Source organism: Nocardia sp. NPDC055053 (genome assembly GCF_053608285.1).
Window position 1 is genome coordinate 76,687 of sequence record NZ_JBSGVD010000024.1, and the last position, 24,217, is coordinate 100,903.

At 68.6% G+C, this 24,217-nt stretch carries 25 protein-coding genes; 12 read left to right on the forward strand and 13 right to left on the reverse strand.

Translation table 11 applies throughout. The annotated features are described in order from the left end of the window. Window positions 1-62 precede the first annotated feature (62 nt). From ahcY to cofD, 9 genes are all read right to left on the reverse strand, one after another. A complete protein-coding gene (ahcY, locus tag ACWF82_RS23655) occupies window positions 63-1,544 on the reverse strand; it encodes an adenosylhomocysteinase (RefSeq protein WP_452504399.1) in 1,482 nt (493 codons plus the stop codon). 79 nt (window positions 1,545-1,623) lie between these two features. After that, window positions 1,624-2,781 carry an alkane 1-monooxygenase gene (locus ACWF82_RS23660; protein WP_452504401.1) on the reverse strand — a complete coding sequence of 386 codons (1,158 nt, stop codon included), beginning with the start codon at window positions 2,779-2,781 and terminating at the stop codon, window positions 1,624-1,626. Window positions 2,782-2,903: 122 nt separating this feature from the next. After that, complete coding sequence (locus ACWF82_RS23665; RefSeq protein WP_452504403.1) at window positions 2,904-3,572, reverse strand: TetR family transcriptional regulator; 669 nt, start codon at window positions 3,570-3,572, stop codon at window positions 2,904-2,906. Beyond that, entirely contained in the window at window positions 3,569-3,751 is a 183-nt protein-coding gene (locus tag ACWF82_RS23670; RefSeq protein WP_378854361.1) for a rubredoxin, read from the reverse strand. The genes ACWF82_RS23665 and ACWF82_RS23670 overlap by 4 nt, the downstream gene beginning before the upstream one ends. Continuing rightward, entirely contained in the window at window positions 3,748-3,921 is a 174-nt protein-coding gene (locus ACWF82_RS23675) for a rubredoxin (RefSeq protein WP_379040014.1), read from the reverse strand. The genes ACWF82_RS23670 and ACWF82_RS23675 overlap by 4 nt, the downstream gene beginning before the upstream one ends. After that, window positions 3,918-5,153, reverse strand: coding sequence for an alkane 1-monooxygenase (locus ACWF82_RS23680; protein WP_452504405.1), 1,236 nt, complete (start codon window positions 5,151-5,153; stop codon window positions 3,918-3,920). The genes ACWF82_RS23675 and ACWF82_RS23680 overlap by 4 nt, the downstream gene beginning before the upstream one ends. A 197-nt stretch (window positions 5,154-5,350) precedes the next feature. Beyond that, window positions 5,351-5,872 carry an NUDIX hydrolase gene (locus tag ACWF82_RS23685; RefSeq protein ID WP_452504407.1) on the reverse strand — a complete coding sequence of 174 codons (522 nt, stop codon included), beginning with the start codon at window positions 5,870-5,872 and terminating at the stop codon, window positions 5,351-5,353. Beyond that, window positions 5,869-7,215 (reverse strand): coenzyme F420-0:L-glutamate ligase, encoded by a 1,347-nt coding sequence (locus tag ACWF82_RS23690; RefSeq protein WP_452504409.1) that lies wholly within the window; start codon window positions 7,213-7,215, stop codon window positions 5,869-5,871. The genes ACWF82_RS23685 and ACWF82_RS23690 overlap by 4 nt, the downstream gene beginning before the upstream one ends. Beyond that, a complete protein-coding gene (cofD, locus tag ACWF82_RS23695) occupies window positions 7,212-8,198 on the reverse strand; it encodes a 2-phospho-L-lactate transferase (RefSeq protein WP_452504411.1) in 987 nt (328 codons plus the stop codon). Before cofD ends, ACWF82_RS23690 begins: the two co-directional genes overlap by 4 nt. A 500-nt stretch (window positions 8,199-8,698) precedes the next feature. Here cofD and ACWF82_RS23700 point away from each other — a divergent pair, with 500 nt between their 5' ends. The 8 genes from ACWF82_RS23700 (at window position 8,699) to ACWF82_RS23735 (ending at window position 16,046) form a co-directional block, all read left to right on the forward strand. Beyond that, a complete protein-coding gene (locus tag ACWF82_RS23700; RefSeq protein ID WP_133733920.1) occupies window positions 8,699-8,932 on the forward strand; it encodes a WhiB family transcriptional regulator in 234 nt (77 codons plus the stop codon). 146 nt (window positions 8,933-9,078) lie between these two features. Next, window positions 9,079-9,561, forward strand: a complete 483-nt coding sequence (locus ACWF82_RS23705; protein ID WP_194826429.1) for a metallopeptidase family protein — start codon at window positions 9,079-9,081, stop codon at window positions 9,559-9,561. A gap of 86 nt (window positions 9,562-9,647) precedes the next feature. Further along, entirely contained in the window at window positions 9,648-10,022 is a 375-nt protein-coding gene (locus ACWF82_RS23710) for a DUF3499 domain-containing protein (protein WP_195826244.1), read from the forward strand. A 58-nt stretch (window positions 10,023-10,080) separates the two neighbouring features. Continuing rightward, window positions 10,081-11,460, forward strand: coding sequence for a phosphomannomutase/phosphoglucomutase (locus tag ACWF82_RS23715; RefSeq protein ID WP_452504413.1), 1,380 nt, complete (start codon window positions 10,081-10,083; stop codon window positions 11,458-11,460). A gap of 85 nt (window positions 11,461-11,545) precedes the next feature. Further along, complete coding sequence (locus ACWF82_RS23720) at window positions 11,546-12,766, forward strand: tobH protein (RefSeq protein ID WP_452504415.1); 1,221 nt, start codon at window positions 11,546-11,548, stop codon at window positions 12,764-12,766. Continuing rightward, window positions 12,766-13,986 carry a mannose-6-phosphate isomerase, class I gene (gene manA / locus ACWF82_RS23725; RefSeq protein ID WP_452504417.1) on the forward strand — a complete coding sequence of 407 codons (1,221 nt, stop codon included), beginning with the start codon at window positions 12,766-12,768 and terminating at the stop codon, window positions 13,984-13,986. Before ACWF82_RS23720 ends, manA begins: the two co-directional genes overlap by 1 nt. An 80-nt stretch (window positions 13,987-14,066) precedes the next feature. Next, window positions 14,067-14,987, forward strand: a complete 921-nt coding sequence (locus ACWF82_RS23730) for a cation diffusion facilitator family transporter (protein ID WP_452504418.1) — start codon at window positions 14,067-14,069, stop codon at window positions 14,985-14,987. A 120-nt stretch (window positions 14,988-15,107) separates the two neighbouring features. Then, on the forward strand, window positions 15,108-16,046 hold the full coding sequence (locus ACWF82_RS23735) for a cation diffusion facilitator family transporter (protein WP_452504420.1): 939 nt from the start codon (window positions 15,108-15,110) through the stop codon (window positions 16,044-16,046). A gap of 1 nt (window position 16,047) precedes the next feature. On the opposite strand, the gene ACWF82_RS23740 is transcribed toward ACWF82_RS23735, so the two are convergent. Further along, a complete protein-coding gene (locus ACWF82_RS23740) occupies window positions 16,048-17,517 on the reverse strand; it encodes a phytoene desaturase family protein (RefSeq protein ID WP_452504422.1) in 1,470 nt (489 codons plus the stop codon). Between the two features lie 145 nt (window positions 17,518-17,662). After that, a complete protein-coding gene (locus ACWF82_RS23745; RefSeq protein ID WP_452504424.1) occupies window positions 17,663-18,238 on the reverse strand; it encodes a TetR/AcrR family transcriptional regulator in 576 nt (191 codons plus the stop codon). Between the two features lie 111 nt (window positions 18,239-18,349). Between ACWF82_RS23745 and ACWF82_RS23750 the strand changes: the two genes are divergently transcribed. Together ACWF82_RS23750 and ACWF82_RS23755 are read left to right on the forward strand one after the other, a co-directional pair. After that, window positions 18,350-18,772 carry a DUF4267 domain-containing protein gene (locus tag ACWF82_RS23750; RefSeq protein WP_452504426.1) on the forward strand — a complete coding sequence of 141 codons (423 nt, stop codon included), beginning with the start codon at window positions 18,350-18,352 and terminating at the stop codon, window positions 18,770-18,772. A 79-nt stretch (window positions 18,773-18,851) separates the two neighbouring features. Beyond that, window positions 18,852-19,070, forward strand: coding sequence for a DUF4287 domain-containing protein (locus tag ACWF82_RS23755; RefSeq protein WP_379303692.1), 219 nt, complete (start codon window positions 18,852-18,854; stop codon window positions 19,068-19,070). 50 nt (window positions 19,071-19,120) lie between these two features. Here ACWF82_RS23755 and ACWF82_RS23760 read toward each other — a convergent pair whose 3' ends face one another. After that, window positions 19,121-20,473, reverse strand: coding sequence for a cation:dicarboxylate symporter family transporter (locus tag ACWF82_RS23760; RefSeq protein WP_452504428.1), 1,353 nt, complete (start codon window positions 20,471-20,473; stop codon window positions 19,121-19,123). An 80-nt stretch (window positions 20,474-20,553) separates the two neighbouring features. Between ACWF82_RS23760 and ACWF82_RS23765 the strand changes: the two genes are divergently transcribed. Continuing rightward, window positions 20,554-22,107, forward strand: coding sequence for a sensor histidine kinase (locus ACWF82_RS23765; RefSeq protein WP_452504430.1), 1,554 nt, complete (start codon window positions 20,554-20,556; stop codon window positions 22,105-22,107). On the opposite strand, the gene ACWF82_RS23770 is transcribed toward ACWF82_RS23765, so the two are convergent. After that, entirely contained in the window at window positions 22,073-23,296 is a 1,224-nt protein-coding gene (locus tag ACWF82_RS23770; protein ID WP_452504432.1) for an RNA-guided endonuclease InsQ/TnpB family protein, read from the reverse strand. The two genes, ACWF82_RS23765 and ACWF82_RS23770, sit on opposite strands and share 35 nt — an antisense overlap. 179 nt (window positions 23,297-23,475) lie before the next feature. On the opposite strand from ACWF82_RS23770, the gene ACWF82_RS23775 reads away from it, so the two are divergent. Then, window positions 23,476-24,174 carry a response regulator gene (locus ACWF82_RS23775; RefSeq protein ID WP_189026580.1) on the forward strand — a complete coding sequence of 233 codons (699 nt, stop codon included), beginning with the start codon at window positions 23,476-23,478 and terminating at the stop codon, window positions 24,172-24,174. Window positions 24,175-24,217 lie beyond the last annotated feature (43 nt).

Here is a 24,217-nt window from a genome sequence, read left to right on the forward strand (position 1 = left end):
CGGGCTCCGAACACGACGGTGGCCCGTCGACCAGTTGGTCGACGGGCCACCGTTGTCGTTGCTCAGTAGCGGTAGTGGTCCGGCTTGTACGGGCCTTCCACGTCCACGCCGATGTACTCGGCCTGGTCCTTGGTGAGCTTGGTCAGGGTGCCGCCGAGGGCCTCGACGTGGATCTTGGCGACCTTCTCGTCGAGGTGCTTGGGCAGGCGGTAGACCTCGTTGTCGTATTCCTCCGGCTTGGTCCACAGTTCGATCTGCGCGATGACCTGGTTGGAGAAGCTGTTCGACATGACGAACGAGGGGTGGCCGGTGGCGTTGCCCAGGTTCAGCAGACGGCCCTCGGACAAGACGATGATCGCCTTGCCGGAGTCGAAGGTCCACAGGTCGACCTGAGGCTTGATGTTCAGGCGCGCGGCGCCCGAGTTCTCCAGCGCGGCCATGTCGATCTCGTTGTCGAAGTGACCGATGTTGCCGAGGATGGCCTGGTCCTTCATCGCCTTCATGTGCTCGAGGGTGATGATGTCCTTGTTACCGGTCGAGGTGATGACGATGTCGGCGTTGCCGATCGCCTGCTCGACGGTGACCACGTCGTAGCCGTCCATCAGCGCCTGCAGCGCGTTGATCGGGTCGATCTCGGTGACCTGGACGCGCGCGCCCTGACCGGCCAGCGACTCCGCGCAACCCTTGCCGACGTCACCGTAACCGCAGATCAGCACCTTCTTGCCACCGATGAGCACATCGGTGCCACGGTTGATGCCGTCGATGAGCGAGTGGCGGGTGCCGTACTTGTTGTCGAACTTGGACTTGGTGACCGAGTCGTTGACGTTGATCGCCGGGAACACCAGCTCCCCCGCGGCGGCGAACTGGTACAGCCGCAGCACGCCGGTGGTGGTCTCCTCGGTGACGCCCTTGACCGAGTCGGCGATGACACTCCACTTGGTCTTGTCGGTCTCGAGGCGCTCACGCAGCAGGGTGAGGAACACCTTGTACTCGGCCGAGTGGTCGGTGTCCTCGGGCGGGACGACACCGGCCTTCTCGAACTGCGCGCCACGCAGCACGAGCATGGTCGCGTCGCCACCGTCGTCGAGGATCATGTTGGCGGGCTCGCCGGGCCAGGTGAGCATCTGCTCGGCCGCCCACCAGTACTCCTCCAGCGTCTCGCCCTTCCAGGCGAACACGGGGGTGCCCTTGGGCTCGTCGACGGTGCCGTTGGGCCCCACGACGATGGCGGCGGCGGCGTGATCCTGGGTGGAGAAGATGTTGCACGAAGCCCAGCGCACCTCGGCACCGAGGGCCACGAGCGTTTCGATCAGGACGGCGGTCTGCACCGTCATATGCAGCGATCCCGAGATGCGCGCGCCCCGCAGGGGCTGCACATCGTGGTATTCGCGGCGCAGAGCCATCAGGCCGGGCATTTCATGCTCGGCGAGGCGGATCTCCTTGCGGCCGAATTCGGCCAGCGAGAGATCTGCCACCTTGTAATCGATGCCGTTGCGAACGTCAGCGGTGAGCTCGGTGCGCGCGGGAAGTTCTGAGGTCGTCATCAGCCTCTCCTGGTAGTCAGTACCGAGGCAAGGCTACCGCGTGCGGGCGCCGCCGTTCCCCGGTCCTTCGAGGCCGCGGTCAGGCCGCGGCGCGGTATCGGGCCAGCAAACGCCGTGGCTTGGGCGGCGCGACATTGGCCAGGGTCAGGTCGCCGCCGTAGTGGGCGGCCACCTTGGGGTCCATCACCGCGCGCCACAGCGGCGGGACGGCGGCCAGCAGCAGCATCGTCGCGTAGCCGGCGGGCAGTTGCGGCGATTCACTGCTGCTGCGCAGGGTCTGATAGCGGCGGCCGGGGTTGGCGTGATGGTCGCTGTGGCGCTGCAGATGGAACAGGAAGATGTTGGTGACCAGGCGATCGCTGTTCCAGCTGTCGCGCGGGGAGCAGCGTTCCCAGCGGCCGTTGGGCTTGCGGGCCCGCAGCAGACCGTAGTGCTCGACGTAGTTGACGGCCTCGAGCAGACCGAACCCGATCACGGCCTGCAGCGCCAGCCACGGCAGGATCGCCGGACCGAACGCCAGCACCAGCGAACCGAACAGCACGACGCTCATCGACCAGGCCTGGAGAATGTTGTTCTTGGTGCTCCACCAGCCGCGACGCTGTCTGGCCAGGCGCGCGCGCTCGAGTTGGATCGCCGAGCGGAAACCGCCGATCACGCTGCGCGGCAAGAACTCCCACAGCGATTCACCCAGCCGGGCACTGGCCGGATCCTCGGGTGTCGCGACCCGGGCGTGGTGGCCACGATTGTGCTCGACGAAGAAGTGCCCGTACCCCGACTGGGCGAGCGCGATCTTCGACAGCAATCTTTCGGCACTCTCCACCCGGTGCCCCAGTTCGTGGGCGGCGTTGATGCCGATGCCGCTGACGAAGCCGACAGTGGCGGCCAATCCGAGCTTGTCGACGACGTCGAGATCATCGCCGGACCACATCGCGCAGGCGATGACGAGGCCGATCAGCTGGACGGGCAGGAACAGATAGGTGCACCAGCGGTAGTACCGGTCGGCGGAGAGCGCTTCGTAGTCCTCGTCGCGCGGATTGTTGCCGTCCTCGCCGACGATCCAGTCCAGGACGGGGATGGCGATGAGCACGATCACCGGCCCGATCCACCACAGCACCTCGGCCTTGGTGTGGTACACGAGCTGGGAAGGCAACAGCGCGGACGCCGGAGCGATCAACCCTAGAGCCCAGAGATACCGTTTGGGATCACGAAGACCCCCCGGTTTGCCAACCGTTTGCACACCCGCTCCGCTGTAAAAAGACCAATCGCCGACCGATGTGAATACTGACAGACAGTAGACGCGTTACACAGAGGCAGATCGGCAAACGTGGTGATGGTTACACAGTGGCGAATCAGAGCCGCTCACTCGCCGGAGTGATTGTCGTCACCATCGGGGGTTCGGAGACCTCGTACCTGCACGATCGCCTCCACGTACGGGCTGAGCAGAGCACTCATCTCCGCCGGCGCGTCGCGTTCGGGAACCGGCGGATTGGGGATGTAGCTCAGCGCGATGCGCACCAGCGCGTGCGCGATGACATCGGCCTCCTCGTCGGTCGCGTTCACCCAGCTGTGCTGGAACACATGGGCCAGCCGCGCGGTGGCGTGTTCGAGCAGCGGGCCCGCGTCGAGGGTGATCAGCCGCAGCAGGTCCGGCTTCATCTCCCCGGCCAGCAGCGAGCGCACCAGCGGATCGGCCGCGGCGGCGAAGAAGAACCCGGTCATGCCGACCCGGATGGCGGCGCGGGCGTCGCCGACATTGTCGACGAGCGCCTCGCGGACGTGATCGACGAGTTCGTCGGCCAGGCGCAACGCGTAGGCCTGGGACAGGCCCGCGCGCGAGCCGAACTCGTTGTAGAGCGTCTGCCTGCTGACGCCGGCCCTGGCCGCGACGTCACCGAGGGTGATCTTGGACCAATCACGCTCGGTGAGCAGGTCGCGCATCCCGTCCAGGACCGACGTGCGCAGCAGTTCCCGCGCCGCCTCCTGGTACGGGATGCGCGATCCGGTGCGCGGAGTGCCCGCGACGCTCACGAACGTTCGATCTCGACCATGAAGAAGTCGGACTTGGCCGCGCCGCAATCCGGGCAGGTCCAGTTGTCGGGAATGTCCTCCCACCTGGTGCCGGGGGCGATGTTGTCATCGGGCCAGCCCTGGGCCTCGTCGTATTCGAAACCGCACTGCACACACTGGTAGAGCTTGTACTCGGTCACTGCGATACTCCTACCGCCTCGAAGTCGATCTTCTCCCGCACCCCGCAGTCCGGACAGCACCAGTCGTCGGGCACCGACGACCATGCCGTGCCTGCCGGAAATCCTTCGCGCGGCGCGCCTTTCGTTTCGTCGTAGACATAATCACAGACCGGGCACTTGTACGCACTCATGCCTGCTTCTCCTGTCCGTATTGCGCGAGCACCCGCTGCCGGCGCTTCGGTTCGATATTGGCCAGCGTGACGTCGCCGCCGTAGTGCGCGAGCACGCGCTTGTCCATGACCTTGCGCCAGATCGGCGGGAAATAGGCGAGCAGGATCATGCTCGCGTAGCCGCTGGGCAGGTTCGGCGCGCCGTCCCAGCTGCGCAGTGTCTGATAGCGCCGGGTCGGGTACGCGTGGTGGTCGCTGTGCCGCTGCAGGTGATACAGGAAGATATTGGTGACGATGTGGTCGCTGTTCCAGCTGTGCTCGGGCGCGGGCCGCTCGTACCGCCCGCGGGCGGTCTTCTGCCGGACCAGGCCGTAGTGCTCGAGGTAGTTCACCGACTCGAGCAGGCTGAAGCCGATGACGGCTTGCAGGATCAGATACGGCAGCACCTCGATGCCGAAAACCGCGATCAGGCCGAGCCACAGCACCACCGACATCGCCCAGGCGTTGAGCACGTCGTTGCGCAGCGTCCACGGGCTCTTGTCCAGCCGATGCAGGCGCTCCTTCTCCAGATGCCAGGCGGAGCGGAAGCTGCCCGCCACCGTGCGCGGCCAGAACGCCCAGAACGTCTCGCCGATGCGGGCGCTGGCCGGGTCCTCCGGCGTGGCGACGCGCACGTGATGTCCGCGGTTGTGCTCGATGTAGAAGTGGCCGTAGAAGGACTGCGCCAGCGCGACGCGGGCGAGCCAGCGCTCCAGGTGGACCTTCTTGTGGCCGAGTTCGTGCGCGGTGTTGATGCCGATGCCGCCGATCATGCCGACGCTGATCGCGATACCGATCTTGTCGACCACGTTCGCGCCGCCGGGGAAGCCGAGCCAGTGCAGGTTGTCGGCGGAGATGACGTAGCAGGCGAAGATCAGCGAGGCGTACTGGAACGGCAGGTACAGGTAGGTCAGGTACCGGTAGTACTTGTCGTTCTCCAGGTACTCCATGACCTCGTCGGGCGGGTTGTCGCCGTCGGGACCGAAGAACAGGTCGGCCAGCGGAATGATGAGGTACACCAGGATCGGCCCGAGCCAGAACGGCACTTCCGCGAGCCGGTGCCAGCCGAGCTGGTTGATCCCCCAGATCAGCGGGATTCCGATGGTGAACAAGCCGGTCGGGGCGAACAGGCCCCACAACCAGAGATAGCGCTTGGAATCGCGCCACTGCGGGGGCGCCACCCGCTGTTCGGACGCGTTGGCATCGGTCGACATCGTCGTCTCCATCCTGCGACACACTTCACACCTGTGATGTGCGTAACTCTCTGTCACAGACGATATGTCCCGATTTGTCCGACGTCTAGACAAATTCGCAGATTTGTAAAGATGCAACAGCCGGATAACGAAACAGCGGCCGCGCCCACCTGGGCACGGCCGCTGTCAGCACAGGTCAGCGAACGATTCAGCCGCCTTTACGGGAGCAGCAGCACGTCGGCGCCAGCAGGTAGCCCGTCCACCGGCCACCACCGCAGATCCGCCGATTCGGCGCTGCGCACCGGCACCGCACCGGGCGGCGCGACGATCTCGAACAGCAGGTCGAGATGTCGCGTCGGCACGCCGAGCGAGCAGGTGATCGGATGCGCCTGCGCGCCGTAGAGACCGGGCGTCAGCCGCAGATCCGGGATGCCGGACTCCTCCACCGCCTCGCGCAGCGCGGCATCGGCGACCGTCTCGTCGCCCGGCTCGCAATGCCCGCCGAGCTGGATCCAGCGGCCCACCCGCGGATGCAGGGTGAGCAGCACCTCGCTGCGGTCGTGCGACAACACGATCGCCGAGGCGGTGATGTGGCCAGGGGCGTGTTCACGCAGGCACCCGTTCGGCGCCGAGCCGAGGAAGGCGAGCATCGCCTCCCGCAGGGAGCGGTCCGGTCCGGCCTCGGGCTGCCAGGCGGTGAGCAGCTCGGTCGCCGACGCGCGCAGCGACTCCGCGCTCACAGCTCCACCAGGCCGGCGCCGGGCGAGCCGACGGTGCGCGGAGCGGGCTCCTCGAGCGGATGTCCGATCGCGATGGCGCCCAACGGCATCCAGTCCTCATCCAGGCCGAGGACATCGCGGGTGACCTCCGGCGCGAAGATCGTCGACCCGATCCAGCAGCTGCCGAGGCCGTCGGCGGCCAGCGCCACCAGCAGGCCCTGCACCGCGGCGCCGACCGCGACGGTGAACATCGTCTGCTCGGCCGCCTGACGACGGGCGTCGGGATAGGCGTGCGCGCCGTCGGGCACACAGAACGGGATGATCACCTCGGGAGCGTCGAACAGGATGCGCCCGCGCGCGACGCGGCGTTCCACGCGTTCGGGCTCGAGGCCGTCGGCGGTGAGATCGGCCCGCCACTGCTCGGCCATGGCCTCGAGCAGCTGGGCGCGCAGCTTCGGCTTGCGCACCCAGACGAAGCGCACCGGGCGGGTGTGATGCGGCGCAGGCGCGGTGAGCCCGGCCGCGACGGCCGCCCTGATCCGCTCCGGGTCGACCGGCTCGTCGGCGAAGGCACGCACCGAACGTCGCAGCGGCACAGCCTCTTTCCGGCCCCTCTCGATCGCCTCGGCGGTACCGAGCCAGAACAGGTCGTCGACGCCGCCGCGCAGCAGTGCCGCCGCGCTCGACCCGTCGTCGTCGGTGGCCAGCCCGCGCACCACCGCGACCGGAACGCCGCCGAGCTTGCCCTTGACCAGATCGGCGGCGGCGGCGAGCTCGTCGGCCACGGCCACCTGGGTGACGTGCAGTTCGTTGCCCTGCCCGTCGACCGCGCCCGCGTAGTCGTGCAGCACGCGCAGCCCGGCCGCGCCGATGGCGGCGTCGATCTGGCCGTTGCGCCAGGCCCGGCCCATGGTGTCGGTGATGACGACGGCCACGTCGACGCCGAGCCGCTGGGCCAGCGCGGCGCGCAGCGACTTGGCGCTGGCGTCGGGGTCGGTGGGCAGCAGCACCAGTTCGCCCTCGGCCACGTTCGAGCCGTCGACGCCGGAGGCCGCCTGCACGATGCCGAGGCGGTTCTCGGTGATGAGGGTGCGGCCCTTGCGGGCGAGCACCCGCACGGCCTCGTCGTCGACCAGCTTGCGGCGGGCGGTGTCGCGCTCCTCCGGGTCGGTCGGCGCGGTGACGATGCGGCCCTCGGCCTTGGAAATGATCTTGCTGGTGACCACGACGACGTCACCGTCGGCGAGCCACGGCGCCTGCGCGGCAAGGTGTTCGGCGACGTCGTCGCCGGGCCGGAACTCCGGCAGCCCGGTGACCGGGAGGATCCGCAGCTCGTCGGCCGCGTGGTCGGGCAGCACGCTCACGCCTTCACTCCTGCCAATTCCAGTGCGGCACGAGCCATTTCGGCCGTCGCCTCGGGGTCGGTCATCAGCAGTGGCACGCTGCGCACCTCGACACCGGGCACCTCGGCGGTGTCGGTGGAGTGCACCAGCCAGCCGTCGAGGATGCCGGTGGCCGATCGGGCGCCGTAGTGCCGCCCGATCGCCTCGGCCGTGGATTCGACGCCGATCACCGACAGGCACTCATCGGCCATGCCGCGCAACGGCTTTCCGTCGATCACCGGCGAGAGGCCGATCACCTTGGCCTCGGTGGTGCGCAACGCGCCCCTGATTCCGGGGACGGCGAGGATCGCGCCGATGCTCACGACGGGGTTCGACGGCGCCAGCAACACGGCGTCGGCGGCAGCTATGATTTCGGTCACATCCGGGGCTGGGGAGGCTTGTTCGGCGCCGATCGAGGCAAATCCGTGGGTCGGGAGCGCCGCGCGGTACCGCACCCACCATTCCTGGAAGTGGATCGCGCGACGTTCGCCGGAGTTGTCGGGATCGCTGACGACGACGTGGGTTTCACAGCGATCGTCGGTTGCCGGGATCAAACGCACGCCCGGCTGCCATCGATTGCACAGCGCTTCGGTGACCGCGGAGAGCGGATATCCGGCGCGCAGCATCTCGCTGCGGATGAGGTGGGTGGCGATATCGCGGTCGCCCAGACCGAACCAATCGGGCTGGGCGTTGTATTTCGCCAGCTCCTCTTTCGCGTGCCAGGTCTCGTTCGCGTGGCCCCAGCCACGCTCGGTGTCGATGCCACCGCCGAGGGTGTACATGCAGGTGTCGAGGTCGGGGCAGATACGAAGCCCGTGCATCCAGACGTCGTCACCGACATTGACGATGGCCGAGATGTCGGCGTCGGGCAGCAGCTGCCTGACGCCCTGGAGGAACCGTGCACCGCCGACGCCGCCGACCAGAACGGCGATCTTGGGCTCGCGCACCGCGTGTTGTGCAGTCACAAGGTCACAGCCTAGGCGGTGCCGGTTGCCGGATGATTTCGTGACGAATGACAGCAAAGTTGCTGGTCATTTGCCACAGCACATAACAAGATCAACACGAAAGGCGGGTGCGGAGTGTAACGGAAGGGTGACGGCGGGTTGACCACCGGCGAGTGCGGCGTGTCTAATCACAGACATGTCATTCCGGTCACCGCGAGTAGACATAGCGCGGGGGCGTTTGCGAGAGGGCGTTGGCTCGCCGGAAGACAGGTTCGGGGAAGCCCGCGGGACTACATCGCGGTGTTGGGCCGTCGGGGAGTGTGTTGGTCCGACGGAAAGAATCATTCTGCGCTAACACATAGTGAGGAGGCGGAACGATGACCGAAAACATGGTCTCGCCGACCGATTCCACAGCAGGCGCAGCTCACGCTGTCTGCGCCGAGGAGAGCTGGCCGGAACCGGACGTGGCAAGCGAAGTCGCGGCTCCCCGGCTGAGTCTGGTCGTGACGGGCTTCGACGAGATGTTCGAGTCCATCGAAGAGCAGTGGCAGGAACGCGCTCTCTGCGCGCAGACAGACCCCGAGGCGTTCTTCCCCGAGAAGGGCGGCTCGACCCGTGAGGCCAAGCGCATCTGCTTGGGCTGCGAGGTGCGCGATCAGTGCCTGGAGTACGCACTGGCGCACGACGAACGTTTCGGCATCTGGGGCGGTCTCTCGGAACGAGAGCGTCGCAGGCTGAAGCGCGGAATCGGTTAAGAGAATGTTCGAAAGTAGACTCTGAGGCTCCAGCCCGGAGCACGCAGGCGCAGTACGTCGGTGCTTCGGGCGAACGCCCAGTAGTCGCGCCGTCCTCCGGCTCGACGGGCACGACAGGTGCACGCGAGAAAGGTGGACGAGTTCCCATGGCACGTTCCCGGCGTCATTCCCCGGCCCCCACCGCACGGTCGGTGACCCGCCGCGGTCGTGGCGTTCGTGGACCCATGCTCCCGCCCACCGTTCCCGCGTGGCGCACCAGAGGACAGAAGTTCGACCGGCTCGTGCTCGAGGCGTTCGCCCCGTTGGACACCCGCTGGCACGATCGGCTCACCAAGCTCGACATCGCCGTCGACGATGTACCGAAAATCCGTCCGCTGCACCCTGATTCGGTCACCTGGCCGGATGAGGTGGTCGCCGACGGGCCGGTGCCGCTGTCGCGGTTGATCCCCGCCGGGGTCGACCGGCACGGCGCGGCGACCCGCGCCAGGGTGGTGCTGTTCCGCAAGCCGCTGGAGCTGCGCGCCGCCGATCCCGACGATCTCGTCGAGCTGCTGCGCGAGGTTCTCGTCCAGCAGATCGCGACCTATCTCGGCGTCGATCCGGACCTGATCGATCCCGAACCCGAGTAGCGCGGCGGCCGATAACGGGCGCGTATCACCGCGTGTCCGTATCCACTTTTGCGGGCCGGAGGGCTAATCTCGACGTCGTGATCCCCATGCGTCGTTGCTGCCGACCCGGCTGCAAGAACCCGGCTGTAGCGACGCTGACGTATGTGTACTCCGACTCGACCGCCGTCGTCGGACCGCTGGCCACCGTCGCCGAACCGCATTCCTGGGATCTGTGCGAAACCCACGCCTGCCGCATCACCGCCCCCAAGGGCTGGGAACTGGTGCGTCACGAAGGCGGATTCTCCTCGAGCACCCCCGACGACGACGACCTGACCGCACTGGCCGAGGCCGTGCGCGAAGCGGGCCTGCGCCGCCGCCCCGCCGACGCCGACCAGCCCGGCTACCGCGACAACACGCCCGCCGCACCGCGCACCACCCGCACCGGCCGCCGCGGCCACCTACGCGTCCTCCCAGACCCGTAAATCCTCAGGCCACACCCGCGGACCCGGAATCCCCCGCGCGGCCGCTAGGGTACTAACCATGACGACTGTCGCGCGCTCTGGCGAACTCGTGAACGCCGTGATCAAGGCTTATGACGTCCGCGGGGTGGTGGGCGAACAGATCGACGCGGGGTTCGTCATGGATGTGGGCGCCTCGTTCGCCCGGCTGATGCGCGACGAGGGCGCCACCCGGGTCGTGATCGGCCACGACATGCGCGAGTCCTCCCCCGAACTGGCCGCGGCCTTCGCCGACGGCGTGCGGGCCCAGGGCCTCGATGTGGTGCACATCGGGCTCGCCTCCACCGATCAGCTCTACTTCGCCTCGGGCAAGCTCGGCTGTCCCGGCGCCATGTTCACCGCCAGCCACAATCCGGCCCGCTACAACGGCATCAAGCTGTGCCGCGCGAACGCGCTGCCCGTCGGCCAGGACACCGGGCTGGCCACCATCGCGGCCGAGGTCGTCGACGGCGTGCCCGCCTACGACGGCGCCGCGGGCACCGCGACGACCACCGATCTGCTCGCCGACTACGCGAGCTTCCTGCGCGAGCTGGTGAACCTCGACGACATCCGCCCGCTGACCATCGCGGTCGACGCGGGCAACGGCATGGGCGGCCACACCGTCCCCGCCGTGCTCGGCACGCTCGGCCCGATCACCATCGTGCCGCTGTACTTCGAACTCGACGGCTCGTTCCCCAATCACGAGGCCAACCCGCTCGACCCGAAGAACCTGGTCGATCTGCAGGCGCTGGTGCGCCGCAGCGGCGCCGACATCGGCCTCGCCTTCGACGGCGACGCCGACCGCTGCTTCGTCGTCGACGAGCGCGGCGAGCCGGTCTCCCCGTCGGCGATCACGGCGCTGGTCGCCCAGCGCGAGCTCACCAAGGAGCCGGGCGCGACGATCATCCACAACCTGATCACCTCGCGCGCGGTGCCCGAGCTGGTCGAGGAGCTCGGCGGCAAGCCGGTGCGTACCCGGGTCGGGCACTCGTTCATCAAGCAGGAGATGGCGTCGACGGGCGCGGTCTTCGGTGGCGAGCATTCGGCGCACTACTACTTCCGTGATTTCTGGGGCGCCGATTCGGGCATGCTGGCCGCGCTGCACGTGCTGGCCGCGCTCGGTGAGGGTCAGCGCCCGGTCTCGGAGCTGATGGCCGCCTACGACGTCTACGCGGCCTCCGGCGAGATCAACTCGACCGTCGCCGACGCCGCCGAGCGCACGGCGGCGGTACTCGCCGCGTTTGCCGACCGCACCGTCTCGGTGGACCGTCTCGACGGCGTTACCGTCGATCTCGGCGCCAACGCCTGGTTCAATCTGCGCGCCTCGAATACCGAACCGCTGCTTCGTCTCAACGTCGAAGCCGGATCGCAGGCTGAAGTCGACGAACTCGTGACCGAGATCCTGGGCATCGTCCGCGCCTGACTGGAATAGTGGAATCACAGACCTTGTATTCGCCGACGGCTTGCCGGCAGACGACACAGCGCGATGAGGGGAGGTGGGATCGGCGATGATCGCTGGAACACCGGTATTCGACCTCGACGATGCCGCGTCGCTGGAGGCGGCCGACACCGGCGGCGCCTTACGTTCGGCGGCTTCGGGTGGCGCTCAGGTGCGGGCGACGGCCGCGGCGGTCGCCGAAACCTCGCTCACCGAACGCCTGTCCGAATTGCGTCCGCGCAGCCTGGTCCTCGTCTCCGGTTCTGGCCGGGCGGCCCGCGCCGCCGGGCTGCTTGTCGCCACCCTCGGTGACCGGGCCGGGCTGCCGATCGTGCCCGTCACCTCGCTGCCGCCGTGGGTCGGTCCGCTGGACGTGGTGCTGGTCGCCGGCGACGACGCGGGCGATCCGCGGCTGATCGACGCCGTCGACCGGGCGCTGCGCCGCAGTGCCGAAGTGGTGATCGCGGCGCCGAACGAGGGTCCGCTGCGCGCGGTCGCCGCGGGCCGCGCGATCGTCCTCGAACCGCGGGTGCCCGTCCTCGACCACAACCGGCTGCTGCGTTTCCTCGCGGTCGGCATCGCGGTGCTGCGCGGCATCGATGCCCAGCGCAGCGTGCCCGTCACGCCCGATCTGACGGCGCTGGCCGACATGCTCGACGCCGAGGCGCTGCGCGACGGCCCGCACAACGAGGTCTTCCACAATCCGGCCAAGACACTCGCCGCGCGCATGCTCGGCGTCGGCGTCGTCCTCGCGGGCGACTCACCGGCCGCGGTCGAACTGGCCGGGCACGGCGCCGAGGTGCTGTTGCAGTCGGCGGGCAGGCTGGCCGCGGCCGCCGACCTGTCCGACACCATCGCCGCCGTCGGACAGCTGACCGAGGTCGCGGGCGGTTCCGCACCAGGTTTCGATCCGCTGTTCCACGACGAGGAACTCGACGGTCCGGCCCCGGTCGACCGGGTGCGGGTGCTCGCGCTGAGCGTGCATCCCGATCAGGCCGCCGTCCGGCGCAAGCTCGCGGTGTTCCACGGCGTTGGCAGTGGCCTCGTCGACGCCGATCTGGTGCACGCCGATGTCGACGTGCTGCAGGACCAGCTCGCCGAGCCGGGCGCCGCGCCTGCCTCCGACAGCGCCGCCGCCACGTCCGCCGCAGGGGGCGGGCACGGCAGCGAGATCGAGCAACTGGCGGTGCTCGCGCTGCGGCTGGACATGGCCGCCGCTTATCTACGACTGACGGGTGCGCGCGGTGCGACCGCGCCTCCGGATCGCTACCACGACGGGGGACACTACTAGTGCAGGAACTCGTTGGTGCGCTGCGTTCCTACGCATGGGGGTCGCGCACCGCGCTCGCTCAGCTGTGCGGTCGGCCGGTGCCGTCGGCCCATCCCGAGGCCGAACTCTGGTTCGGCGCCCACCCCGCCGACCCCGCGCGGGTGAAGGTCGCCGAAGGCACCCGATCCCTCCTCGAGGTGGTCGCCGCCGACCCGGCGCGCGAGCTGGGCGCGGCGGCCGACACCTTCGGTGCCCGGCTGCCGTTCCTGCTCAAGATCCTCGCCGCCGAGGAGCCGCTGTCGCTGCAGGCCCATCCCAGCTCGGCGCAGGCTCGGGCGGGCTTCGAACGGGAGAACCGCACCGGGGTGCCGCTGGACTCCCCCATGCGCAACTACCGCGACGACAGCCACAAGCCGGAACTCGTTGTGGCGCTGGACCGATTCGAGGCGCTGGCCGGTTTCCGCGACCCGCACCGCACCGTCGACCTGCTGCGCGCGCTCGATGTGCCCGGCCTCAATCTCTACGCCGAACTGCTTGCCGCCCAGCCCGATTCGGCCGGCTTGCGGACGCTGTTCACCACCTGGATCACGCTGCCCCCCGCCGCGCTGTCGACGCTGCTGCCCGCGGTGCTCGAAGGCTGTGTGCGGTACCTGTCCGGCAAGGGCGCGCGCGAGTTCACCGCCGAGGTGCGCACCGCGCTGGAATTGGCCGAGGCCTACCCCGGTGACGCGGGCGTGCTCGCCGCACTGCTGCTGAACCGGTTGACGCTGGAACCCGGCCAGGCCCTGTATCTCGACGCGGGCAACCTGCACGCCTACCTGCGTGGGGTCGGCGTGGAGATCATGGCCAACTCCGACAACGTGTTGCGTGGCGGTCTCACCCCCAAGCACGTCGACGTGCCGGAACTGTTGCGGGTGCTCGACTTCGAGCCGATCGAACTTCCGGTGATCGAGCCAGCGCTCGGCGCGGACGGCAGCGTGCGATACCGCACGCCGGCACCGGAGTTCGCGCTGTGCCGGTTCGACCTGTCCGCCGAGGCCGAGCCGGTCGCGCTCGCCGACGCCGGGCCCGGCATCGTGCTGTGCACCGAGGGCACCGTCGAGCTGTCCCAGAACGGGCGCGCGCTCACCGTCGCCTGCGGCAGCGCGGCGTGGATCTCCGCGGCCGACACCGACATCAAGGCACGTGCCATCGGCGGACCCGCGCAGCTGTTCAGCGCCTGCGTCGGCACCGGGAACTGACGCCGACGCGCACTTTTCGCCCTCGGCCACTTAGGCTGTTGCGGGCACGAGCGTGTACAGCGAAGTAGAAGGGCGGGCAGATGTCGGCTGGTGGTGGCAAGAAGGCGATCCTCGCCGCGTTGACGGCCAATGCGGGTATCGCGGTGGCGAAGTTCATCGGCGCGGCGATCACGGGATCGGCATCGATGCTGGCCGAGGCAGTGCACTCGGTCGCCGACACGTCGAATCAGGGCCTGCTGCTGTACGGACAGCGCGCCGCGGCCAAGGACGCCGACGAGCTGCACCAGTTCGGATACGGCCGCAATCGCTACTTCTACTCGTTCGTCGTCGCCCTGGTGTTGTTCACCCTCGGCTCGGTGTACGCGATCTACGAGGGTATCCACAAGATCCAGCATCCCGAGGACCTGAGTCAGCCGATCGTCGCGATCGTCATCCTCGGCATCGCGATCGGCCTGGAGACCTTCAGCTTCATCACCGCGGTGCGTGAATCCAGGCCGCTCAAGGGCAATGCCAGCTGGTGGCGGTTCATCCGCAACTCGCGCAGCCCCGAGCTGCCGGTGGTGCTGCTCGAGGACACCGGCGCGCTCATCGGTCTTGTGCTCGCGTTCGGCGCGGTCGGGCTGACCATGATCACCGGCAACCCGGTCTTCGACGGCATCGGCACCCTGTTCATCGGTATCCTGCTCGGCCTCATCGCGATCGTGCTGATCGTGGAGATGAAGAGCCTGCTGATCGGTGAGGGCGCCACGCCGGAGCAGGATCGCGCGGTCCGCGAGAACCTGGTCGACGGCGCCAAGATCACCTCGGTGATCCACCTCAAGACCGAGTACCTCGGCCCGGACGAGATGCTGGTGGCCGCCAAGGTGGCGATCGCGCCGAACCTCGATATCGCCGAGATCGCCGAGGCGATCGACGCGGCCGAGGTGCGGGTGCGTGCCGCGGTGCCCACCGCCCGGCTGATCTACCTCGAGCCCGATCTGTACCGGACCCAGTCCGTCTGATCCGACAGCTCCGGCCGATCGCCGTCGTCCCGCTCGGGGCGGCGGCGATCGGCGTCGGTGGGCCGACACGGTCGGCGAGCGGGGTAGCCGTGACCGGAGCGGCGGGTACCGTTCGGTGGCATGGCCGCCGAAGGTGGAGACAGCAAGATCGCGATCCTGGCCGCGCTCGCCGCGAACGCGGGCATCATGATCGCGAAGTTCATCGGGGCGTTCATCACGGGCTCGTCGTCGATGCTGGCCGAGGCCGTGCACTCGGTGGCCGACACCGGCAACGAGGCGCTGCTGCTGGTCGGGCGCAACCGGGCCGAGCAGGACCCCGACACGCTGCATCCGTTCGGGTACTCGCGCAACCGGTACTTCTATTCGTTCGTCGTGGCGCTGGTGCTGTTCACCATGGGCTGCCTGTTCGCGGTGAACGAGGCGATCCACAAGATCCGGTTCCCCCACGAGATCGAGTCCCCCGCCGTCGCGATCGTGATCCTGCTGGTGTCGATGGCGCTCGAGGGCGGTAGCTTCCGCACCGCGCGCAAGCAGTCGGCGCCGTTGAAGGGCAAGCACTCCTGGTGGCATTTCATCCGCAACACCCGCAATCCCGAACTGCCCGTGGTGCTGCTCGAGGACATGGGCGCGCTGGTCGGGCTGCTGTTCGCCCTCGGTGGCGTGAGCCTGACGGTCCTCACCGGCAACGGCGTGTGGGACGGCGTCGGCACGTTGCTCATCGGGCTGCTGCTCGGGGTGAACGCGATCGTGCTGATCGTCGAGACCAAGAGCCTGCTCATCGGCGAGGGCGCGACGGCCAAGGAGGACATCGCGATTCGCGCCGCCCTGCTCGCCGACCCGCGCATCGTGCACGTCATCCGGCTCCAGACCCAGTACCTCGGCCCGGAGGATCTGCTGGTCAACGCGAAGATCGCGATGCGGACCGGGCTCGATATCAGCCAGGTCGGGGAGGCCATCGACGCCGCCGACACCCGCATCCGCGCCGCCGCCCCGACCGTCTGCACCGTTTACCTGGAACCGGACGTCGTCAAGCCCGAATCGGCCCGCGCGACCACCTGATTCAGTGGTAGGCGGGTGCGGCGCCGCGCAGGAGATCCAGCGGCTCGGTGACGATGCCGAAGCGGGTGCGCAGCATGTGCCGGGTGGCGTGCAGGCCGGGCATGCCGTGGACGCCGGGGCCGGGCGGGGTCGACGACGAGCACAGGTAGGTCCCGGGGATCGGCGTCGAGTACGGGTTCCAGCGAGCCAGGGGGCGGAAGGCGGTCTGGCGCAGGGTCATCGCGCCCGCGGAGATGTCGCCGCCGACGTAGTTGGCGTTGTGGGCGGGCATGAAGGCCGCCGGTGTCACGTGGTGGGCGAGGATCAGGTCGCGGAAGCCCGGGGCGAAGCGCTCGACCTGGGCGATCACCGCCTCGCTGATATCGCGGTCGGAGCCGTTGGGGACGTGGGCGTAGGTGTAGAAGGTGTGCTTGCCTTCCGGCGCCCTGGTGCTGTCGGCGACGCCGGGCTGGATCGCGAGGACGTACGGTCGCTCGGCGAATTCGCCTGCGGCGACGCGGCGTTCGGCGTGCATCGCCTCCGCGCGGGTGCCGACCAGGTGCAGGGTACCCGCCAGGTCGCAGCCCTCGGCGGTCCACGGCACCGGGCCCGACAGGGCGAAGTCGACTTTGCAGGCCGCGCCGCCGTAGCGGAATTTGCCGAGGCTGTTGCGGTATCGCTGCGGCAGGCGGTCACCGGCGACGCGCAGGAGTTCGGCGGGCGAGGTGTCGAACAGGACAGCGCGTGCGGTCGCCAGCTCGGCGAAGTCGTCGACACGATGTCCGGTGACGATCTCGCCGCCGAGCCGTTCCAGCTCGGCGATCATGGCGTTCGGGATCGCCTGGCTGCCGCCGCGCGGAATCACCCAGCCGCCCGCGTGGGCAAGGGTGCCGAGCAGCAGGGCGGCGCCGACGGCGGGCAGCGCGCGGGGCTGGGTAATGGCGTGGGTGGCGACACCGGTGAGCAGCGCGGGCGCGACCTCGTCGTGAAAGCGGTTGTTCCACAGGGGTGATCCCTGTTCGAGCAGGCGCAGGCCGAAGCGGACGGCGGTGGGTATCCGGGTCGGTGGGTGCCGTAGATCCGACATGGCGAGGTCGACGACATCGGGCCAGTGCTGGACCAGCGGGCCGAACAGCTCGCGCCAGGCCGGGCCGTCACGGCCGAGGTCGGCGACGGTGGATTCGAGATTGCGCCAGGCCAATCCGGCGACGCCGCCGTCGAGGGGATGCGCGTACGAGATCGTCGGGGTGAGCAGGTCGACACCGTGCGCGGCGAGATCGAACGCGCGGAAGAAGGGTGAGGCCAATGCCATCGGATGCGCGCCCGCGCACACGTCGTGGTGGAAACCCGGCAGGGTGAGTTCGGCCGTCCGCGACCCGCCGCCCGGCTGATCCTGCGCCTCGAGCACCCGCACCGACAACCCGGCTCTGGCCGCGATCACCGCGGCGGCCAGGCCGTTCGGTCCCGAACCGACTACTACGACTTCCGCCATCCGTCGTCCCTTCGCCCTCGGCCGCCGTGGGCGACCTGCGTCGTTGTCTCCAACCTACGCGGCGCGCGGGCCTCCTCCGACGAGTCGTCGGTCACCGCGACGGGCCGGCGCCGAGGTCCGCGGGCGCGGCCACGGGCGGATGCGGTCAGGCGAATGCCGCCCAGCTCTCGACAAGCAGGGCGATCCGCCGTTCCCGCAGTTCCGGGCGCAACCTGTCACTGCGTTCCAGCGTCGCGATGCCGTGCAGGGAGGCCCAGGCCACTTCGGTGCGCGCGCCGAGTTCGTCACCCTCGGCACCCGAACTGAACATCGCCTCGAGGCCGGCGAAGGCATCGCGCAGCGGCTGCGGGGCGTCAAGGCCGAAGGTGAGGTCGGTGGCGAGCACGAAGATCGCGTCGTAGCGGGCCGGGTTGGCGACGGCGAAGTCGAGGTAGGCGCGGGCGACCTTGTCGAACATCTCGGTCCGGGTCGTTGCGGCCTCGCGCGCGCGACGCACGTCCTCGGCCAGCTCGACGCAGCCTTGCAGGGCGACGGCGCCGAGGATGGCCGCCTTGTTCGCGAAGTGGCTGTAGAGCACCGGCTGGCTGTACTCGATGCGCTCGGCCAGTTTGCGGATGGTGACGGCGTCCCAGCCCTCCGCTTCGGCGAGTTCGCGCGCGGTGTCGATGATCTGCTGATGTCGTTGGGCGCGTTCACGTTCCTTGCGCGGTTGAGTGCTCATGCTCGAAATTCTAGCAACGCTAGACAAGATAGCGATGCGCGCGCTATCGTTCTCCACAACATCTAGCGATGCTAGATTTCAGAGCAACGCAAACAGATCCAGGAGCACACCATGACCATCTCGCGCATCGCCACCGCCCTCTCCCTGGCCGGCGGGGCGTTCATCATCTACGTCGGCCTCAGCTACCTGATCGCCCCCGAAGCCACGGCCGCGGGCTTCGGCCTGCCTGCCTGGCCCGCGGGCGACGCGGTGGGCTTCCTGAACGTCAAAGGTGTGCGCGATGTGGCCACCGGCATCGTGATCATGGCGCTGCTGGCCACCCGGCAGCGCTTCGCGCTCGGCGTCACGATGCTGGCGTTCGCGCTGATTCCGGCCGGCGACATGATCACGGTGCTGAGCTGGGACGGCTCCACCGCCACCGCGTTCGGCGTCCACGGCTTCACCGCGGCGCTCGTCGCCCTCACCGGTGCCCTGCTGATCCGCGAACGCCGCACCATCACCGCCTCCGAACAGCGCGTCGCGGTCGCGGTGTGACTCCGCTCACCCCGGCGATGAATTCCGCGCGGCCCCATCGTCATCACCCATAACGAGCACCCACCGAGGAGGAACCACCATGGCGAACGCACCGCACGGCCCCGCGTCCTACTTCCCCACCATCGAGGCCAAGTACGGCCGCACCGTGGACGAGTGGCTTGCCCTGCTCGGCGCGACCGAACAGACCAAGCACGCCGCCCTGGTCACCTGGCTCAAGACCGAGCACGGCATGGGCCACGGCCACGCCACCGCGCTGGTGCAGTACCACCTGAACCCGGAGAAGTGGGCGCGCGCCTGATCCCGCACACCCCGCAAGGCCCCGCAGACGCTGCGGGGCCTTGCGCGTAGTCACTGCACCGGAACGGGTTTCGGCTCGAGGGCCGGGATGTCGACCGGGTGGTCGTCGACCATCGTCTCCTCGTCGAAAGGCAGTTCGCGATCGAGGACACGGCGGGTGCGGTCGGCGTCGACGGTCTTGGTCCAGGTGCCGATGAGCAGCGTGGCCACCGCGTTGCCCGAGAAGTTGGTCAGCGCACGGGCTTCGGACATGAAACGGTCGATGCCGACGATCAGGCCGACACCGTCGAGCAGTTCGGGACGGTGACTCTGCAGGCCACCGGCGAGCGTGGCCAGGCCCGCGCCGGTGACGCCCGCCGCGCCCTTGGACGCGATGATCATGAACAGCAGCAGGCCGATCTGCTCGCCCAGGCTCAGCGGCTTGCCCATCGCGTCGGCGATGAAGATCGACGCCATGGTCAGGTAGATCGCGGTGCCGTCGAGGTTGAACGAATACCCGGTCGGCACAACGACACCGACGGTCGTGCGCTGGACGCCCGCGTGCTCCATCTTCGCGACCAGCCGCGGCAGCGCCGATTCCGAGGACGAGGTCGCCACGATCAGCAGGTATTCGCGCGCCAGGTACCGGCACAGTTTCAGGATCGACACTCCCGAGACCACCCGCAGCACGACGCCGAGCACGCCGAAGACGAAGACCAGGCAGGTCAGGTAGAACGCGATCATCAGCGTCGCCAGTTGCACCACCGCCGACCAGCCGGTCCGGCCGACCACATTGGCGATCGCGCCGAACGCGCCGATCGGGGCCAGCCACAGGATCATCGACAGGATCCGGAACACCAGCTTCTGACCGAGCGCGACGGCCCGCAGGATCGGCGTGCCCGCCTCGCCCATCGCCTGCACCGCGAACCCGACCAGCAGCGCGACGAACAGCGCCTGCAGCACACTGCCCGCGGTCAGCGAGGACACCAGCGTGGTCGGCACGATGTTCTGGATGAAGTCCCACGTGCCGCCCGCGCCGTGCGCCTGCTCGGCGTATTTGGCGCCGGCCCCCGCACTGCCCACGCCGAGTCCGGTCCCCGGTTCGATCAAATTGCCGACGACGAGACCGATCCCGAGCGCGACCGTCGACATCGCCAGGAAGTAGGCGATGGCCAGGCCACCGACCTTGCCGACGGTGGCGGCCGCGCGCACCGATCCGATGCCGAGCACGATCGTGCAGAAGATGACGGGTGCGATCATCATCTTGATCAGGTTCACGAACAGGGTGCCCAGCGGCGCCAGCGACTGACCGAATTCCGGCGCGAGCCGGCCGACCAGGATGCCCGCGAGTACCGCGAAGATCACCGCGATGTACAGCCAATGGGTATGGTCGCGTTTCCGCGATGGTGCGGTGGTTGTGCTCATGGCGCCCAAGCATGCGCAACCGCTGTGACACCCATCACATTTGGTGCATAACGTTCAAGACGAGGTCGGAGGGTCTCAGGATGCGACGAGTACGGCTGTCGCTCGCCGGGCAGGCCTTCGTCTGGCAACTGGTGGTGCTGGCGCTGATGATCGGCACCGGGGCCGTCCTTGCGGTCTTCGACGCCCGGCACGACCACGATGTGGCCACCGAACTGCAGGTCCGCGACGTGGCGGTCTCCGTCGCGCGGGCGCCGTCGACGCTGGCCGCGGTGAACTCCCCCTACCCCAGCGGGCTGCTGCAACCGACCACCGAGCGGATCCGCGCCGACACCGGCATGGACTTCATCGTCGTGATGGCCCCGGACCGCACGCGCTACACCCACACCAATCCCGCGATGATCGGCAAGCCGTTCTCCGGCAGCATCGACGCCGCGCTGGCCGGGCAGACGTTCACCGAGACCTTCACCGGCACGCTCGGACCGTCGATCCGCGCGGTTACCCCGGTCTACGACAGCGGCCGGGTGGTCGCGCTGGTCTCGGCGGGGGTCACCCGTGCCAGGATCGGCACCCAGGTCGCGTCGCAGGTGCCGGTGATCCTGAGTGTCTCCGCGGCGGGTCTGGCGCTGGCCGCGCTGTCGTCGTTCCTGATCAGCCGCAGGCTGCGCCGCCAGACCCACGGCCTCGCGCCCGACGAACTGCGCGCGCTCTACGAACACCACGACGCGGTGCTGCACTCCGTGCACGAGGGCCTGGTGGTGTTCGGGTCGAGTCCAGGTCCCGCCGAGGTGGTCAACGATCAGGCGCGCACGCTGCTCGACCTGCCAGAGGGGCCGGTGCATCGCAGCGACCTGCCGACCTCGCTGCGGCAGATGCGCTGGGGCGTCGTGCGCGACGAGACGCACGTGACCACCGATCGGGTGCTGCTGGTCAACCAGGATGTGGTCAGCTGGGAGGGCCGTCCGATCGGCACCGTGCTCACCATCCGCGACCAGACCGAACTGCGCGCGGTCCTCGGCGAGCTCGATTCGGTCCGCGGTTTCGCCGAGTCCCTGCGCGCGCAGGCGCACGAGGCGGCGAACCGGCTGCACACCGTCGTCACGATGGTCGAGCTGGGCCGCCCCGAGGAGGCCGTCGCCTTCGCCACCGCGGAGCTGCAACTCTCGCAGGTCCTCATCGACCGGCTGCTGTCCGCGGTCGGTGACGCGGCGCTGGCCGCGCTGCTGCTCGGCAAGGTCGATCAGGCGGCAGAGCGCGGGGTGAGCCTGGCCATCAGCGAGGACACCGCGCTGGACTCCACCGATCCGCTGTCGGCACACGAGGCCGTCACCCTGGTCGGCAATCTCGTCGACAACGCGATCGACGCCGCGGCGGGCACCGTCGACAAGCGGGTGGAGGTGTCGGTGTGCCACCGCGACGGCGAACTGCTGGTGCGGGTCTCCGACAGCGGACCCGGCATGTCGGCACAGATGTTCGTGCGCGCCGCCGAACGCGGCTACACCACCAAATCCGACCACGCCGGACTCGGCCTGGCACTCGTGCACCGCCTCGTCGATCGGCACGGCGGCGCCATCACCACCACGGCCGCACCACACAGCGCGGTCATCGTTCGCATTCCGCTGAGGGAGAAACCTTAACTCTTCCCCTGGCTGAAGCCAGGGGATTTCCAGCTCGGACCGCACCCCACGCATCCCAGGAAGGAGGCAAGCAGTGTCTTATGTCGTCAACGCTGGCACAGTCGAGTTCTACCGTGGCTGCCAGAATCACACCGGCAGCGTTACGGTCGCGGTCTGCGGTATGCCCGCAGAATTCACACCGAAACAGTCGCTCACCCAGCGCGAGCCGCTGTTTGGCTCTCACAGAACAACTCGCGCAGGTCATCGTCGTATAGGCGGGCGGAACCAGCACCACCTTCCGGCCCGCCCGCACGCCACATCCGATCAGTTCGCGCTTTGCCGCCCCGATCGCGGCGTCGGCCGCTCTTCTGGCCATGGTGGAGCGTGCCAGAAACCGTGGCTTGAAGTCCTCGATGGCGATGAGGTGGTGGTCGGCAACCACTCGTCGAGCCCACACACGAGCGGCGTGTATGTTCTGGCGGGCAGCCTTCTTGTGAAGTCGAGCAGCCTCGCGTCGTGCCTGCTCGTATCCCTTCGATGGAGTGTGCCCACGAGGTCGTCGGCGACGGGCCATCTTCCGTTGCGCACGGGCGAGTTCAGCGGCACATCGGCGCCGGTACCCGGCATACGGCAGATCATGGGCCGGACTGGTGGCGGTAGCGGTCTTCGTGATTCCCCAGTCGATCCCGACTGCGCCAATCACCACGGCGACGGACACAACGGGTCGGCGAGTAACGAACGACGCATACCAGTGGCCGAGGGAATCCCGGTAGACGCGAACAGACGTCGGTGGGGACGGCAGATCGCGCGACCACACCACTGGAATCGAAACCTTGCCCGGCAGCCGCAGCCTGCGGTCCCGGATCGAGAATCCGCGCGTGGTGTATTCCATCGACGGCAGGGACGTCTTGCGGGGCTTGATCTTCGGCCGTCCGCGACCCCTGACCTTGAACGACTGATCCAGGGCAGCAGCGTAGGTCCGCAGTGTCTGCTGCTGTGCGACTTGGGAGCCTTCCCGCAACCAGGCTGCCCTGGAACGAGTTTCGGTGAGCATCTTCGAGAGCCGCACGAAGGTCGGCTTGCCGCCGATCCGGTACTGATGGACGGCTTCGTTCCACAGGAATCGGCACCGGTGCCACTCGGATTCGAGCGCTGCCGTCGCCTGCGCGCCAGGGCGCAGCCGGTAGGTGTAGCGAACGACCTCGTCCACGCCGAAAACTATACAGCTCAGCGCAATATCGACACAGGATGGATGATCTCCGACCGAACACCGCCCATGGCGGCACCACCTCGAAAGAAGTCGAACGGCATGTCGAGAATCAACGAGACGCTTGAACCGAACTACGACCACTCCGACCCTCGGGTACCGCACACGACGGAGGTTTCTCGATGATCCGCGTCCTGATCGTCGAGGACGAACCGCTGATCGCCCAGGCACACCGGGCCTACCTCGAGCGGCTCGACGGATTCGTCACCGGCGGTGTCGCGCACACCGGTCGCGACGCGCTCGGCTTGGCCGCCGAGGCGATCGCCGACGGCCGGCCGTTCCATCTGGTCCTGATGGACATCGGCCTGCCCGACATCAGCGGACTCGAAGTCGCCGCAGCCCTCAACAGTCTCGAACCGCGCCCCGACGTCATCGCGATCACCTCGGCCCGCGAGCTGAACATGGTGCGCAGCGCCGTCGCCCACGGCGTGGTGCTGTACCTGCTCAAGCCCTTCACCTTCGCCGCGTTCCGCGAAAAGCTGGAGCGCTACCGCGATTTCGACACCGCGCTCCCCGCAGGCGAGGCGGCCCTGTCGCAGTACGACATCGACCGCGCCCTCGGTGCGCTACGCACCGCCGACCAGCGCGCGGGCGCACCGAAAGGCGTTGTGCAGCACACCCTCGAAGAGGTATCCCGCGCCGTCCGCTCGGCCGAAGCGGGCATCACCGCCACCGACGCCGCGGCCGCCGTCGGCGTCTCCCGCATCACCGCCTGGCGCTACCTGGAAAAACTCGCCGACGACGGCTTGGCCGAACGCCGAGCCGATTACGGCCGCGCGGGCCGCCCGAAGACCCGCTACCGCTGGCGCGCGGGGGCGTAGCCAGGCTCGGACAGGCGCATCTGCCAGGCGGTCCGGCTACCGC